Origin of the sequence: Clostridium sp. C2-6-12 (assembly GCF_009928485.1) — a bacterium.
Lineage (GTDB): Bacteria > Bacillota > Clostridia > Clostridiales > Clostridiaceae > Clostridium.
On sequence record NZ_JAABNP010000043.1, the window covers coordinates 28,364 to 45,216 of the forward strand.

The window sequence follows — 16,853 nt, forward strand, 5'->3', positions numbered from 1 at the left end:
TTCATTGTTAGATACTATTTCTACATTTGCTATCTTTCCATCTTTTATTGTAACTGCAACTTTTAAATCAGGATTCTTACCTTGTCCAACACCTGTATAAGTTCCATCTTTATATTGCTTTCTTTCTGAATTCTTTACAGCTGAGTTGCTTGCAGACATATCAGTATTGCTCATTGGATGTTCAGACATTTTTTCACTCATAACTCCGCCTATAGAATATGCTCCAGCAACTGCTGCAATTGCTATTGCACCTGGTAATAACGGGCTCACCTTTTCACCACAAATTGTTCCTTTTGTATTGTTTCTAGGACAAACCTCTAAACATTTAAAGCAATTAATACATTCTCCACTAGTTACTTTATCCACTTCATAAAGCTTTATTCCCATTGAACAGTTATTTGTACATATTCTACATGGCCCACATTTATCTCTAAGCTTTGTAATATTAAAAATTCTAACCTTAGATAAAATTGCAAGAATAGCTCCAAGCGGGCAAAGATATCTGCAGAAAAATCTTTCTATAAATACTGCGCCAACTGCTATTAGTGCTAAAATAATAAAACCACCAGCATATCCTGCCATAGCACCAGAAATATTATCAATTTGAGCAAAAGCATCCCAAGGACTATAGCTGTCAAATGAAGTCATATTACTTGTCCATATAATGACTATAATAAATAATAAAATTACATATTTCAATTTTTTTAATATAGCGTCTATTTTTTCATTGATTTTAAATTTTGTTTTAAATAATTTCTTAGATATTATGTAAATAAAATCATTTATAGCACCAAAGGCACAAATCCATCCGCAAAAAAATCGCCCGAGGATTATAGTTATAGGAATCGCTACTAACATTGCTAATAATTGAGGCCACATGGAAATCACATCAAGGTCACCTTTAATAGCCATTAAATAAACTTTCTTTAGTTGATTAAAAATTAGGGTAAATAACTCAGGCATGAAAATCAAAAACATAACCTGTGAAATTAATCTTAATACTTGTAATTTAGATATCTTTTTTAACATTTTATCGCTCCCATTCTCTGTATTAAAAATCTAGTCATAGTTCTTCTTTACATCTTTTCTTTATATATTATTTTTAAGTGTAAATTCATCATTTGTTACTACAAATTCACCTGTAATACCTGATGTAGTAAAAATTTCTTTATTTCTGGTTATAAAAATAGCATCTATTCCCTTTAGTGCTTCAATTATCTTTATGCTCTTTTCAAGCCCCATAATATAAACACCTGTAGATAATCCATCGCCATCAATAGAATGATCAGAAATAATAGTAGCACTTATAATTTTACTTTCAGATGGATAACCTGTTTTGGGATCAATTATATGGTGATATGTTTTTCCATTCTTCACAAAATATCTTTCATAATTTCCTGAAGTGACTATGGATTTATTCTCAACGCTGATTAAACCAACATATTCTCCACGGTTATTAAATGGATTTTGAATCCCAACCCTCCATAAAGCATTATCAGGCTTTTTTCCTAAGGCAAAAATATTGCCCCCCAGATCAATTAGTGCACTTTTAATCTTATAATTTTTAATAATTTTATTTACTTCGTCTGCAGCATATCCTTTAGCAATTCCGCCTACATCAATTGCTTGTTTGGCATGTTTTAAACCTATTGAATTATCTTCTTCATTTAAAATTATGTCCTTATAATTCACCAGTTTAATATTTTTAGTAATTTCATTTTCGCTTGGTATTCTTGGATTATCACTTCCTATACTCCATAAACCTACTAATGGTCTTATAGTTGGATCAAAAGTTCCTTCTGATAATTTACTGTATTCCACTGCTTTCTTTATAACAAAGTAAGTATCCTCTCCCACTTGATGAGTTGATATTCCAGCTTTTTTATTTATCATAGAAACATCACTGTTTTCCTTAAATACAGACATTTTATCATCTATATCACTAAGTCTTTTCATAGCTTCATGAATAGCTCTTTCTCCATTGCTTCCATATACCCTTAGTTGTATTACAGTACCAAGTGAATAAAATTCTCTTATAATAGTTTCTCTTTTCTTTCTGCCAATAAGACGATTGATTAATTTAAACAATTTTTATATCCTCCTAAAGTAAAACCTCATTACTAAATTAAAACTACATAATTGATTTTAAATTTCCTCTTCTTACAATATGTTTTCCTTACCACGAAATTCATCCTAACAATTATTTGTGTGAATTTTATGTTGATATAAATTTCTTATACTAAAATTTAATTAAGGCATTTATTCAATATATAAACTTTGCATTAGTCAAAAATCTCTGTATAAAACTTCAAAAAAATAAACCACCTATAAATAAGATATAATTATATCCACATATAGGCAGTCTTAAATAGCATTGCTATTATACACATGAAAATAAGACTTTATTATTTTCCTAATAATTCATCAACTAATACTTTAACACTATCTATGCATTTACCGCATCCAGTACTTACTTTAGTTACTTCTTGAACTTCTTCAAAAGACTTTGCGCCATTATCAATAGCATCCTTTAAGTCTTGAACTTTAACATTAATACAACCGCATACCACTTTATCATTATCCATATTATCATCTCCTACATAAACAATTTTATTTTTTATTCTTAGATCTTAAGATCAATCTCTTTTGACACAAATTAGTTTACTCATTTTCACTTTTACTATGTATGCTTTATTAATTATTTTCTTAAAATAGTTATTTAACTAGTTCTCACTGCTTTTTCCCTATCTAATTCTAAAAATATAATTTTGTTAAAAATAATCTTGACAATAATAATATGAATTAGTATTATATACCCATACCCCTATAGGGTATATAATTAATTTATATTGGAGGTATGAATATGCGTCAATGTATGGACGTTCCAAAAATTCAAACAAGAATAAAAAAAATTGAAGGACAACTTAGAGGTATTTCTGAAATGATAAATAAGGATGTTCCTTGTGAAGATATCTTAATACAAATAAATGCTGCTAAAAGTGCGTTACACAAAGTTGGTCAGGTAGTATTAGAAGGTCATTTACAACACTGTGTACGAGATGGAATTGAACATGGTGATGCTGATAAAACAATTGCAGAATTTGCTAAAGCAGTTGAACATTTTTCAAGAATGAGGTAAATAAAATGCAGAAATTAATGGACTTATTTAAAGACGATGATAAACGCACTATAGCATTTTTAGCTATATCAGCTCTGTCTCTGATTATAAGCTTTTTACATATTTTTAATTTTTTAATTGATGTAGCTTGGATATCAATTATTCTTTGTGGTGTACCTATTGTAAAAGGTGCAATTGAAGGCCTTATAACAGAATTTGATATTAAAGCAGACGTTTTAGTTGCAATTGCTCTTGTTGCTTCTGTATTAATAGGTGAAACCTTTGCTGCTGGTGAAGTAGCTTTTATTATGACACTAGGTGCTCTATTAGAAGAACGTACTGTTGCAAAAGCACGTGCAGGAATTGAAAAATTATTTAACCTTACTCCACCAACAGGTAGAGTTGTACGTGATAATATTGAAACTATAATTCCAGCTAAGGAAGTAAAAGTATCTGATATTCTTCGCGTACTTCCTGGTGAAACTATTGCTGTTGATGGTGTTATTATTTCTGGACAAACCTCTATTAATCAAGCTGTTATGACAGGAGAATCCCTACCAGTAGATAAAGGTATAGGTGATGAGGTCTTTAGTGGTACAGTTAATCAATTTGGTGCCTTTGATATGAAAGCTACAAAAGTTGATGAAGACAGCTCTCTTAAAAGGATGATTAAACTTGTTGAATCTGCTGATGCAGGTAAAGCTAAAATTGTTGGTATGGCTGATATGTGGGCTACTTGGATAGTTGTTATTGCACTTGTCTCTGCAGCTGGCACTTGGTTTGTAACAGGAGAAATTATTCGTGCAGTTACAATCCTTGTTGTATTTTGTCCATGTGCATTAGTTCTTGCTACTCCTACTGCTATAATGGCTGCTATTGGAAATGCTACAAAACATGGTATCCTTGTGCGAGAAGGTGATGCATTAGAAAGGCTTGCAAAAGTTACAAAAATAGCCTTTGATAAAACCGGAACCTTGACCTACGGTAAACCTTCTGTAGTTGCTGTTGAAAGTTTTAATGAAAATATGACCTCAGAAAAATTATTAGCAATTACTGCTTCTTCAGAACTACGTTCTGAACATCCACTAGGTAAAGCTATAGTTTCACATTATAGATCTAAATCAAAAATAGTTTTGGAAGAGCCACAAGAATTTGAATTAATTCCTGGTCGTGGCGTAAAAGCTGTAATTTCAAATGATACAATTTTAGCAGGAAACAAAGAATTAATTGCAGAAAATTCTATAACAATCTCTCAAGATATATTGGACAAATCATCAAGCTACAATGAAGAAGGATGTACAATTATATATATTGCTATTAACGCAAGCATTACAGGTTTTATAGCTTTATCAGATACTTTACGTAGTGATTCTACTGCTATGATAAAAAATCTTAATTCAATTGGCATAGAAAGTATATTATTAACAGGTGACAATCCAAAGGCTGCTTCTCATATTGCTCAAAAGGTTGGAATTTCAAATGTTCATTCTGAATGTTTACCTGAAGATAAATTATCTGCAATTGAAAACTATGAAAATAAAAATGATTTAATATGCATGATTGGTGATGGGATCAATGACGCCCCAGCATTAAAGAAGGCTCATGTAGGTGTTGCAATGGGTGGAATCGGTAGTGATATTGCTATTGATGCAGCAGATATTGCCCTTGTAAGTGATGATATTAAAGCCATTCCACATTTACTAAGCTTATCCCAAAAGACTATGAATACAATTAAATGGAATTTATCACTTTCCATGCTACTAAACTTTGTAGCTATAATCCTTGCAATGACAGGAATTTTAAATCCTGTACTCGGTGCCTTAGTTCATAATTTAGGTTCTGTTGCTGTTATTATTAATTCTGCTTTATTACTAAATTTTAAAAGCAAACAACAATATTAAGTTCTTAAAGTTTATTTCTATTCATGAAAAAGAAGCCGCTATAAAACTAACAAAATCAGTTTTACAGCGGCTCATTTTTTAACGTAAAATATGAATTTATAATAACTCATAATAATTTTCATGAATTAAGACTTATTGATAATGATTGAATTGTTTATTTAACTTTATTTTTCATACAAATCATTTTCTTTTCTGGAACTCCAATATCATTTGCAATTACATCACATTTAGTCATTAACAGAAAATATATATTTTTGTTTTCTTCACTCAAACATTCATAATTAGCTTGTCCTTTAGCAATTAAAACGTCAGCTTTATTATAAACTTCTTTAAACTGACTGCTTGTTCTATTAAGAACAGTTCCAAGAGAACCATCCCCATTATCTATAATCTCTGCATATTCATCAATTCCTACTGCATATGCATCTTCAGCTATAGAATCATTTACAACAGATTTGCCACGTACTCCAAAGAATATTTTAACCTTTGGATTCAGTTCTTTTATTTTCTTTAAAAGAATCTTATCTAAACAAATTTCTCCGCAATTATCCCCTAAATACAATAATGTTTTTGCACTTAAAATATCTTCCTTTAGTGCCTTAGAATCATTTATTTCTAATTCTGAATCGTCCATTTTTTCAAAGCAATCAAAAATATCTTCTAATAATGTATTGTGAATAGGATTAAAATCTATAATATTGCCAACAATGGCATATCTCACTGCTAATTGAAAAGAATCTTCTGCTTCATCAACCTTTTTTTCAAATTCAGGCAGCAATTTTAAAAACATTGTATTATAGTGATTTCTAGTTTCTTTATATGGATCTGGATTACCTACATGTTTTTTTATCATTCCAAAAACTTCTCCAATAATTTCTGGTGTTGTTATATTAAAGTTCATTTTGCTCAAATATGTAAAAACTTCTCTTAGTAACTCTTCCTTTTTATCAACTCCTGTAATATTTGCTGTTTTAATAACTTGATTAACTACACATGGTAAGCATTTATCACGCATTTTCATAATTTATACCTCTTTTTCTTTTATGTAATTTGCAATTTAAATCTTCCTGTAAATTATAACTCACTTTCCTAACAATTCCTAATATGTTTTATACAAGACCCATTAGTATTACTTAAAAGATGAAATTCCTCCCCTATTTCATAAAATTATAACTAAAGTTTATTCTTTCAGTACTTAAATGTTTTTACCTCTATTTTTTTACCTATATCTTATTTTAAAAATAATTATTTTAACATTGTTGAAATGGAAACAAAAGTTCAATATAATATTGTTAATGCATAAGCGAATGGGAGGATAAACATGAACAAAGAAGAACAGGTCAAAATGCGCTTTAGGGAATTATACAACAAGATGGCTTGGCTTAATAAGCTTAAAATGGAAGACAGTCTTAAAGGCTATAAGTCTTCTGAAGTACATTATATCGAGTGCATTGGAAGAAATATAGATTCAAACGTGACAAAACTAGCTGATTCCCTTTACATGACTAGAGGTGCCATAAGCAAAATGACTAAGAAGCTTATAAATAAGGGCATCATTGAAAGCTATCAAAAGCCAGATAATAAGAAAGAAATTTATTTTAAACTTACTGAAAAAGGCCAAGAAATATATAAAGTACATGAAAGGCTACACAAAGAGTTTGAAGAGCGAGATAAAGCCGTATTTGAGCAGGTCACTGAGGAACAATTTGACAGTATGCTTAACTTCGTGGAAAAGTATAGTAAACATTTGGATGCAGAAATAAAGAAACTAGATATAGATATTAATTCAGAATCAAGGGAAACTTAATTCTGGTGTTTTTGACTCCTATCCGAATCTTAATTAAACTGATAAAAAAGGGAGCCTAAATCTAATGTCCAGGATCGTCTCATCTAGGAACTAAAATCCGAAACAGGTACTTTTTACTCCTACTTAGTGAAGGGTAACTATTGAGTATCTTAGCTATGGCACAAATTTTAATAATTAAAATAAAATCACAAGCAGCTAAGCTCTATTGAGAATAAGCTGCATTTTTATTGTCATTATTTTGTTGACAAGGAAACAAAATAATGATACGATATTTTTGTTGACAAGGAAACAAAAATATATTAATAAAAGGAGGATTTAAATGTCTAACTTTAAATCATACACTAAATTGAACATAGAACAAACCGTAAATAAAAATGCTTTAATATTCGGTCTTATCTCTGTATTTCTTTGTGGAATAGGCTTCGGTATCATATCACCTGTAGTTCCATTCTTAGTACAGCCTTATATAACCAATCCAGAAAAACAAGCTATAGTTGTTACGCTACTTACCTCTGTTTATGCAGTCTGCATGTTTTTATCAGCGCCTGGGCTTGGAGCTTTGAGTGACAAATATGGTCGTCGTCCAGTGCTCTTAATATGCCTTTTAGGTTCTGCAATTGGATACTTAATTTTTGGTATAGGAGGATCCATATGGATACTATTTGCTGGACGCATAATAGATGGTATAACAGGTGGAACCATAGGCACCCTCTTTGCATATTTTGCAGATATCATTCCACCAGAACATAGAACCAAATACTTTGGATGGATGAGTGCAATTGTAGGTGTAGGCGGCGTCATTGGTCCAACTCTAGGTGGATTACTTGCCAAGTTTGGTTATTCTGTACCCTTGTATTTTGGAGCAATAATAACTTTATTGAATGTTATATATGGATTCTTTTTTATGCCTGAAAGCCTTCATAAGAATAATAGACTGAAAGAAATTACCTTTGTAAGACTAAATCCTTTTACACAGCTTGCAAACATACTTTCCATGAAAAATTTACAAAGGCTACTTGTTTCCGCCTTCTTAATTTGGATACCTAACGGATCTTTACAAGCAGTTTTTTCACAAATTACAATGGATACTTTCAACTGGAAACCTGCAATAATAGGACTTATGTTTTCAATTATGGGTTTTCAAGATATCATTTCACAAGGTTTAATAATGCCAAAACTATTAATAAAACTTAGTGATAAACAGATAGTAATTCTTGGAATGGTTTCTGAGATTATAGGCTACAGTTTTATGGCGTTATCTACTTTATTCTCATTCTATCCTTTTCTTATCTTTGGAATGTTTATATTTGGATTTGGTGATTCGATCTTTGGACCATCATTTAATGGAATGCTCTCAAAGTCCGTTGATCCTAGTGAGCAAGGAAGAATTCAAGGAGGTAGCCAATCTATTCAGGCTTTAGCAAGAGTGATTGGACCTATCCTTGGAGGTCAAATTTATGTATCACTTGGTCATGCTGCGCCTGCTTTTATGGGTATGCTTCTTATATCAGCAGCAATACTAGTTTTATCTAAGAAAACTCATGTAAATATGAATATATAATGGGGTTTCAGAACTTGCCTCTAAGTTCTGAAACCCCATTTGCCTACTTTTTAGAACTCCACTAGGAGTTTCTTTAAATTTTCTTTATATTATTAAATTAATAATTTACTAAATGCATAATGAATAGCTTCATTAATAGTATCAAATGATACCTCCTCCAAGGTTATGGATGGTTCATCTTTAACCACATATTCTTCTAACTTACAATTTATTGTTATTGCTTGTAGAATTTCGCTATTTAATTCTCGCTTTTTATGCTTTACAATTTTTACTTCACTGTTTTTAGAATCAACGCTATAGTTTATGAAAATATTTGATTTTCTGCCTGGAAAGATTATAATATTTTCTCTTTCTATAAATTCAACGGCCTTTTCAGCACCTTGCTCCTTAAATAAGTTATTCATAAAACTTATAATATTTTGTATCTCTTCATCCACTTTTTCCTGGGTAATTTTTAATGGACACAAACTATGTACATAATTCTCCATCCATGACTTTTGATCGAAACCCATATGACCACCTCTTTCTATAATACTTAATTATACAAAAAATGATAAATTCCTTCTAGATATTTAAAATAACTAAAAATACCTTATATAGTCTAGGTATACAAAAGTTTAAACTTAATACTTAGACTTTACAAGGTATTTTAGTAAACGAGTAGAAATAGTAAGGAGTGTAACCAACCATATATTAAGGGATATATATAATTGATTTCATAACTCTCAATATACTATTCGTTATTTATAACAATTTTCTGACAAATAATAAAATAATACCTTATGGTAATTTTCCCCAGGGGTCAGTCCCCATACTAAATTAACCCATGTTTCTTAAAACTATTATAAATTCCACCTTCATCATGAGTATCTGTTACTTCATCTGCTATTTCTTTTAACCCTTGCTTAGCATTTCCCATTGCAATGCCTAATTCACAAAATTCGAACATTTCAATATCATTTAACCCATCACCTATGGCAATAGTATTTTTTACATCAATATTTAGATGCTTTAATAGAATTTCAATTGCTGTTGCTTTGTGAACATCAGGTACCCCTAGTTCACCACTATCCTCTCCAAAGGCTGGAACTGTACAATGAATCACTTCAAATTCACCTTTAAATTCCTCTTTAATTTGCTCAAAGCTTATTTCCTCAGGCTCTAAAAAACAAGCTTTATTTACATCATTTCTATATAAGTCTTGTCCAGTTATTAAACCTTCAATAAAATGATTAGGTTTATTTTCTTTTTTATATTTTGCTTCTGGATCATTTATTACATCTCCATAAAGTATTCTTTCAAGCTTTGGAATTAAATTTTTACTAGCATATAAGCCACCATTTGATTCAATATAAAAGTCCACTTTATGCTCATTAAAAAAATCTACTAAATGCCTAACATCTTCTTCACTGACTTTTTTGTGATAAAGCATTTCACCGCTAACTTCTACAAATCCACCTCCAGCTCCAATTATTCCATCAAAGCCAATATCCATAATAAAATCATATATTTCTGCTTTAGATCGTCCAGTACATAAATAAACTAAATGACCATTTTTTCTAGCTTCTTTTAAAGCTATTGCTGCTGACTCAGGAACAAGCCCCTCATCATTACATAGGGTTCCATCAACATCTAGGAATATTATTTTTTTATCTAACATAAACTCTCCTTATATTCATTAATTATTTTTCTTTTTTCATCCTTAGGTATTTTCATTTTTTATTCTAAAACGAAAGACCGCCTAAATCTACATTTAAATCGGCGGCCTTCTATTTTACAAAAGAGCATTTATCTCAAAGTTCAAGTAAAATCAAATAATTTGATATTTCAGTTTAATAACTTCTATTATTATATTTCTTCTCCATTTGATGCAATAACCTTCTTATACCAGTTAAATGAATCTTTTTTACTTCTTGTAAGAGGACCATTTCCATCATCATTTTTATCTACATAAATAAAACCATAACGCTTTCTCATTTCTCCAGTACCAGCTGAAACAAGGTCAATACAACCCCAAGGTGTGAAGCCCATTAAGTCTACTCCATCTTCTTCAACAGCAAGCTTCATAGCTTCAATATGTTTAGCTAAATATTCTATACGATAATCATCGTGAATAGAACCATCTGTTTCTACCTTATCAATAGCTCCCATTCCATTTTCAACAATGAATAAAGGCAAGTTATATCTTTCTTGTAATCTGTTTAATGCTAGTCTTAAACCAACTGGGTCAATTTGCCATCCCCAATCTGTAGCCTTTAAGTAAGGATTTAAAACTGAAGTAGACATATTACCATCTGTTACTTTTTTAGATTTATCTGCAGTTACAACTGAACTTGAATAATAAGAGAAACCAATGTAATCTACAGTACCATTCTTTAGTATTTCATCGTCGCCTTCTTCTTTAACTAATTTTACTCCTAATCTTTCATATTCTTTTAACTTATATTCAGGATAAAAACCACGACATTGAACATCTGAGAAGAAATGTCTTTGTTGATCATTCTTCATTAATAATAGTTCATCTTCTGGATTACATGTTAACGCATAAGTTGAACCATAAGCAGTCATCATACCTATCTTAAAATCAGGATTAATCTTATGTCCTAATTCTACTACTTTTGCACTTGCTAAGAATTGATGATAAACACTTTGAGCTTTAGATTGAGGATCATTTTTAGTAACTCCTCCTGCAAAAACAGGCATAAAGTCCATAATGTTTATTTCATTGAAAGTCATCCAATATTTAACCTTGTCTCTATATCTATTGAAGATTGTCTCACAGTATCTTACATAAAAATCAATAACTTTTCTATCTAACCAGCCACCATAATTATTTGCTAGTGCAAGTGGAGTTTCATAGTGAGAAATTGTTACTACAGGTTCAATTCCGTATTTTAGTAATTCATCAAATACATTATCATAAAACTCTAAACCTTTTTCATTTGGAACTGCATCATCACCATTTGGGAATATTCTTGCCCAGTTAATTGATAATCTAAAGCACTTAAAGCCCATTTCAGCAAATAATGCTATATCTTCTTTATAATGATGATAAAAATCTATTGCCTGATGACTTGGATAATATTCTCCTTCATGACATTCTAATTTTGCCCCATCAGGAATTGATTCAAAAGGAAAAACTGTTTGTGATTTTTTAGTTCCATCAGGCATAGTATAAGTAATTCTTCTTGATGATGTATGACTTCCATTTGTCATTATATCAGAAGTACTTAAACCTTTACCATCTTCTAGATATCCACCCTCAAATTGATTTGCAGCTGTAGCGCCACCCCATAAAAAATCTTTTTTAAATGCCATTTTAATAATCTCCTCTCATTTGAATAGCTTTTAAATAATAAGTCTTAAAGCAATTCAACTATATATTTTTCGTATCTTATATGCATTATAAAGAAACAATAATAAACTTTGTTTCTATGATATAATCATATATAATAAATACAATAATTTAAACATTATCAGTATATTTTAGAATGGTATTTCATTTTTATAGTCTATTTTGCCTAAAATATTGAAAACCTATTCCAACTTATACACATATAAAAAGAGTGGTTATGCCACAATATGGAACTTAATTGAGAAGCCAAGGCTTTTCTCCTTTAATTATTAACTAATCTAACGAGAGGACGAAATTTATGTTAATTTCAAATAAACTTGAATCTATTGATACTTTATCAAAGTCAGAAGAGCTTTTGGCCAATTATATTTTAAGCCAAAAAGAAAATATTGAAAATTTATCTACTAAGGATCTAGCAAATGCCACTTTTACCTCCCCTTCAACAGTGGTTCGTTTATCACAAAAATTAGGTTTTAGCGGCTGGAATGAATTAAAAGAAAAATACATAGATGAGCTTAAATATTTAAATAAAAACGTTTCTAATGTAGATCCAGATTTTCCTTTTGAAGCTCATGATACTTTTATGAATATAGCTTCAAAGGTTGGCCATTTAGCAATAAACAGCATTGAGGATACTTTGTCTCTTATAAAAAACGATCAACTGAAAATGGCTACGCAGTTATTATGTAAATCTCAAATTATTAATGTTTATGGAGTAAGTAATTCCCTACTTATGGCCTATGATTTTAAACATAAGATGCTTCGCATTAATAAACATGTTGAAATTATGAATTTACCTGGAGAGCAATTCATTGTAGCTTCTAACTCAACCCCTGCTAATTGTGCCATATTGATTTCTTATTCAGGTGAATCAAAAGAAGTTATTAAGATTGCAGAAATCCTAAAAGCAAGAAACACTCAAATGATTGTTCTTACTAGTATTGGTGAAAATTCTCTAACAGCTTTTGCAGATTATATATTTCACATTTCTACAAGAGAAAAATTATATTCTAAAATAGCAACTTATTCAAGCAACGATTCTATTCACTTAATTTTAGATATATTATATTCTTGTGTGTTTAAAATGAATTATGATTATAATTTAAAATTCAAGGCTGGTATTTCAAGAAATACAGATGACAGATTTTTAAATGTAGCTAATTTAAAAGAGGAGTAAAAGTAAAATCACTGACTTTGATTATGGGTGCAAATTTAGTAAATAATAATAAACATAATTAGTTTTTACAATATTCTTCAAGAATTTTATGAACTGATTTCTCCACAGAATAATCTGAATTATCAAAGACTATTACATCTTCATTGCTCTGACTATTAAATTTGCTTAATTCATCATAAAAATACTTAACCCATTCTTCAGGAGTGATGCTTTTGTGACAACTTCTTGCTTTGGTACGAGCAATTGCAATAGCATATTGGGGTTGTAAAAGAAAAATTTTATAGTTAAGAGCTCTTTGCTTAAAAATTTTGCGATATATTTGAATATCTTGTGTGGTAACTATATTGGAAATAACTATATCCTTTTTTAAAGCTAATAAAATGTCTATCTGATTTTCTATTTCCCTGTACATTGGTGGTTCATTGTATTGAATTTTATTAACTCCCAATTTATGCTTTACAACTTGCATTACACAATCACCATCAATTACACCAAATCCGTGTTTTTCCATAAGAATTTCCGCTGATGATGATTTTCCACTTCCACAAGTACCTGTAAGTACAATAACTTCACACTCATCTCCACATATTGAACTACTATTTAATGTGATTTCTGAACCACATATCAAGCACGTTGGTAAAATAGGAGAAATATTAAAACTTTGTTTTCTTAAATTCTCATTATAAATTTTTACATTTTCATTATGCAAATGTCCACATTTAGGACAAATGAATACTGTATCATTTCTCATTAAATTCATAAGTACTGCCCCCACCATCAATGATTTTTAATACTATTTTATAATTATTAAACCCGAGAAGTATGTATTAATATTATATTTTAGTTATAATTTTAACGCAATTGAAAAAGAACATTAGTACTAACTAATATTATTGTTCTTTTTATATGTTTTTTTAATATTTATGTTAATAAAACAAATTAGAAAGTATAGACTTTCTGTTGTTTTTAAAAGATAACCTGCATCCTCCATTCAATATCTTACGCTTGCCCATTTAGCAAGCAACTCATCTTGATAAAAGTTCCCTTTAATATAAAAAATTTCTTCTATACACCTACATAACATAATTCCCCCAATTTATAAAAAGTAGCATTACAACAAATATTTTAATGAAATTGCACTTACATTGATGTAAAATATTTTCAATTAATTGAACAATTGTAAAAAACCATATTCTTTATTTATAAAAATGAATTTTTCATAGAGACAAAATTCATTTTTTATGTTATAATCCTAAATGTCGTTAATATTTCTACATGTTTTTGCAATTTAATGCAAGTAACACGTCATATCCGATCTTATTTTTTATTATTTCATATAAAATTTTTAACTAGGAAGGTGAATAAGTATGAAGAAAATTAAATTTGGCTTGGCATTACAAATTCTTGTCGGGCTTATACTTGGAGTTATTGTAGGTGGATTTTTTTATGGTAATCCAGCTGTTGAGGTATATTTAAAACCTATTGGAGATATTTTTATTCGTTTGATTAAAATGATAGTAGTTCCAATTGTTTTTTCATCTCTTGTAGTTGGTATTGCTGGTGCTGGAGATATTAAGCAGGTAGGAAAACTTGGAGGAAAAACTCTTCTTTATTTCGAAGTTGTAACTACTGTTGCTATTGTACTTGGACTTTTTATAGCTAATATAGTACATCCAGGTACAGGCATTAATATGAAGGAACTTGTTACTACCAACATTGATAGTTATGTAACTACTTCTGAAACTGTAGCTCATCATAGCTTTGCAGATACCTTTGTAAATATTGTCCCTACTAATATTTTTGAAGCATTAACAAAAGGAGACATGCTTTCAGTTATTTTCTTTTCAGTTATGTTTGGTTTAGGAGTTGCTGCAATTGGAGCAAAAGGAAAACCTGTTATACAGTTTGCTCAAGGGGTAGCCGATGCAATGTTTTGGGTAACAAATCAAATAATGAAGGTAGCTCCTTTTGGAGTATTTGCTTTAATTGGTGTGACAGTTTCTAAGTTTGGACTTTCATCTTTAATTCCACTTGGAAAATTAATACTTACAACTTATGGTTCAATGTTATTATTTATAATAGTCGTATTTGGATTAATTGCAAAATTAGTTGGAACAAGTATTTTTTCAATCATAAAAATTTTAAAAGATGAACTTATCCTTGCTTATAGTACAGCAAGTTCAGAAACAGTTCTTCCTAAAATCATGGAAAAGATGGAGAAGTTCGGATGTCCTAAGGCTATTGCTACCTTTGTAGTACCAACAGGTTATTCATTTAATTTAGATGGTTCTACCCTTTATCAAGCAATTGCAGCTATATTTATAGCACAATTATATGGTATTAATTTATCTATACCTGCTCAAATTAATTTAATGCTTGTATTAATGCTTACTTCAAAAGGTATTGCAGGAGTACCAGGAGTGTCTTTTGTAGTTCTTTTAGCTACTCTTGGTTCAGTTGGAATCCCAGCTGAAGGATTAGCTTTTATAGCTGGAATAGATAGAATACTTGATATGGCTAGAACAGTTGTAAATGTATTAGGTAATTCATTAGCAGTTGTTGTTATATCTAAGTGGGAAGGAAGATACAACTCCATTAAAGGTCAAGAATATGTAGAATCTATTGAGCAAATCGCATAGTTTCTATTTCCAAGAATAAATTAGTTAAATATTTACTAACTATAAAAGGCATATGATATAGAAATTAATTTCTAGTCCATATGCCTTTTTAATTTACTTTTGTATAATTTTTAAACTAATTCACTTACTATTTGTCTATGTCAAAGCATAAATTATAGAATTACTTGTTAGTAAAACGCTCCATAAAATCACCCTTACTCAATGTTATTGGCGTTACAGGCTCTCCATAAAAATTTTCTGCTTCCCCAGTAATCTTACATCCAAATTTCATTAACATTTTTACAGTAACATCTCTTGCTTCACTATAAATTTCATCAGTATAATTATCGAAAATTTCTTTTAATGAAAATACAGCTATTTTCTCACCAATTCTCATACCTCTTACTTTTTTATCAACAGCGAATCTCCCCCAATGCCATATATTATTTTCTTTCCAAGCTGCTACTACTCCAACAATATCTTCTCCAACTCTTGCCCCCCACCAAATCGGTTTTAATGTTTCATCTAATGGCACCAATTCTTCTGGGATATTTTGTTCATTAGTAAATACTTCTATTGCAAGTTTTATTGCATCTTCTAAATAATTTTCAGAAATTCTTTCTATTGATATTCTAGAATCATTCTTTTTAAGATTATTTTTTAATGCAAGAATACGAAATGTTCTAAATGCTTTTACCATACTTTCTATATCATCGCCATATCCTAAATTTAAGATTTGGTTAATGAATTCATTTGCTCTATAATCACCTTCATTTATGGCTTCCATACCTAATGGTAAAATATAAACCTCCTTCATTCTTTTGTCTATTTCAGATTTTCTCATTTTTATGTAATTTTTAGTTTCTAGATTACTAAGTATTCTGCTTAATGAGGCTTTATCAATTCCTAATTGTACTAATAATTCATTAAAAGGAGTAATCCCATTTTTTTTTAAGTAATTTAGTATGTGAGCTTGTGCAAGTGTTAAATTAGAATTAAAGCAGTTATGGTTAAGTAATCCCAATTCTCTTATAATTAATCTGATTTCTTTTCTAATCATCTCTTCTTTATTCATAGTAACCTCCAAATTAGTTGATAATATCAACAATTATACTCCTATTTTATTTTTGATGCAAATATAAAATATCTGCAATAAAAAAAAACAGCTATATATATTAATTTATAACTGTTTTTCTCTTCCATGTATTTTATTTAATCACTCTATACTTATTATTTCATAATTCTCAACTAGCTAATTTTATCGATCTGTTAAGTTATATGAACATTGCGCTTCTCAACCTTAGGAAATACAATAG

The 16,853-nt window shown here is 29.8% G+C and carries 15 protein-coding genes; 6 read left to right on the top strand and 9 right to left on the bottom strand.

The features are described from left to right. The 3 genes from GXK56_RS24145 to GXK56_RS24155 form a co-directional block, all read right to left on the bottom strand. Positions 1-1,029: 4Fe-4S binding protein (locus tag GXK56_RS24145; protein ID WP_243156239.1), on the bottom strand; the 1,029-nt coding region annotated here is incomplete at its 3' end. Positions 1,030-1,089: 60 nt separating this feature from the next. Continuing rightward, entirely contained in the window at positions 1,090-2,088 is a 999-nt protein-coding gene (locus tag GXK56_RS24150; protein ID WP_160692288.1) for an FAD:protein FMN transferase, read from the bottom strand. A gap of 317 nt (positions 2,089-2,405) precedes the next feature. Further along, entirely contained in the window at positions 2,406-2,585 is a 180-nt protein-coding gene (locus GXK56_RS24155; protein WP_160692290.1) for a (2Fe-2S)-binding protein, read from the bottom strand. A gap of 278 nt (positions 2,586-2,863) precedes the next feature. On the opposite strand from GXK56_RS24155, the gene GXK56_RS24160 reads away from it, so the two are divergent. Both GXK56_RS24160 and GXK56_RS24165 read left to right on the top strand, forming a co-directional pair. Beyond that, positions 2,864-3,139 (top strand): metal-sensing transcriptional repressor, encoded by a 276-nt coding sequence (locus GXK56_RS24160; RefSeq protein WP_160692292.1) that lies wholly within the window; start codon positions 2,864-2,866, stop codon positions 3,137-3,139. Between the two features lie 5 nt (positions 3,140-3,144). Further along, positions 3,145-5,019, top strand: coding sequence for a cation-translocating P-type ATPase (locus tag GXK56_RS24165; RefSeq protein WP_160692294.1), 1,875 nt, complete (start codon positions 3,145-3,147; stop codon positions 5,017-5,019). Between the two features lie 154 nt (positions 5,020-5,173). On the opposite strand, the gene GXK56_RS24170 is transcribed toward GXK56_RS24165, so the two are convergent. After that, positions 5,174-6,040, bottom strand: coding sequence for an ARMT1-like domain-containing protein (locus GXK56_RS24170; RefSeq protein ID WP_160692296.1), 867 nt, complete (start codon positions 6,038-6,040; stop codon positions 5,174-5,176). 300 nt (positions 6,041-6,340) lie between these two features. Between GXK56_RS24170 and GXK56_RS24175 the strand changes: the two genes are divergently transcribed. After that, positions 6,341-6,826, top strand: a complete 486-nt coding sequence (locus GXK56_RS24175) for a MarR family transcriptional regulator (RefSeq protein ID WP_160692298.1) — start codon at positions 6,341-6,343, stop codon at positions 6,824-6,826. A gap of 319 nt (positions 6,827-7,145) precedes the next feature. Beyond that, on the top strand, positions 7,146-8,387 hold the full coding sequence (locus GXK56_RS24180) for an MFS transporter (RefSeq protein ID WP_160692300.1): 1,242 nt from the start codon (positions 7,146-7,148) through the stop codon (positions 8,385-8,387). Between the two features lie 92 nt (positions 8,388-8,479). On the opposite strand, the gene GXK56_RS24185 is transcribed toward GXK56_RS24180, so the two are convergent. From GXK56_RS24185 to GXK56_RS24195, 3 genes are all read right to left on the bottom strand, one after another. Next, entirely contained in the window at positions 8,480-8,899 is a 420-nt protein-coding gene (locus GXK56_RS24185) for a hypothetical protein (RefSeq protein WP_160692302.1), read from the bottom strand. Between the two features lie 302 nt (positions 8,900-9,201). Continuing rightward, positions 9,202-10,047: a Cof-type HAD-IIB family hydrolase gene (locus GXK56_RS24190; RefSeq protein WP_160692304.1), complete on the bottom strand. Its 846-nt coding sequence runs from the start codon at positions 10,045-10,047 to the stop codon at positions 9,202-9,204. A gap of 188 nt (positions 10,048-10,235) precedes the next feature. Next, a complete protein-coding gene (locus GXK56_RS24195; RefSeq protein ID WP_160692306.1) occupies positions 10,236-11,705 on the bottom strand; it encodes a family 1 glycosylhydrolase in 1,470 nt (489 codons plus the stop codon). A gap of 335 nt (positions 11,706-12,040) precedes the next feature. Here GXK56_RS24195 and GXK56_RS24200 point away from each other — a divergent pair, with 335 nt between their 5' ends. Next, positions 12,041-12,919, top strand: coding sequence for a MurR/RpiR family transcriptional regulator (locus tag GXK56_RS24200; RefSeq protein ID WP_160692308.1), 879 nt, complete (start codon positions 12,041-12,043; stop codon positions 12,917-12,919). A gap of 58 nt (positions 12,920-12,977) precedes the next feature. Here the strand turns inward: GXK56_RS24200 and GXK56_RS24205 are convergent, their stop codons facing one another. Next, positions 12,978-13,679 (bottom strand): AAA family ATPase, encoded by a 702-nt coding sequence (locus GXK56_RS24205; RefSeq protein ID WP_160692310.1) that lies wholly within the window; start codon positions 13,677-13,679, stop codon positions 12,978-12,980. A 607-nt stretch (positions 13,680-14,286) separates the two neighbouring features. Here GXK56_RS24205 and GXK56_RS24210 point away from each other — a divergent pair. Beyond that, the gene (locus GXK56_RS24210) at positions 14,287-15,558 is read left to right on the top strand and encodes a cation:dicarboxylase symporter family transporter (protein ID WP_160692312.1); all 1,272 of its coding nucleotides are present in this window, start codon (positions 14,287-14,289) and stop codon (positions 15,556-15,558) included. Positions 15,559-15,718: 160 nt separating this feature from the next. Here the strand turns inward: GXK56_RS24210 and GXK56_RS24215 are convergent, their stop codons facing one another. Further along, complete coding sequence (locus GXK56_RS24215) at positions 15,719-16,612, bottom strand: GNAT family N-acetyltransferase (protein ID WP_160692314.1); 894 nt, start codon at positions 16,610-16,612, stop codon at positions 15,719-15,721. Positions 16,613-16,853: the final 241 nt, after the last annotated feature.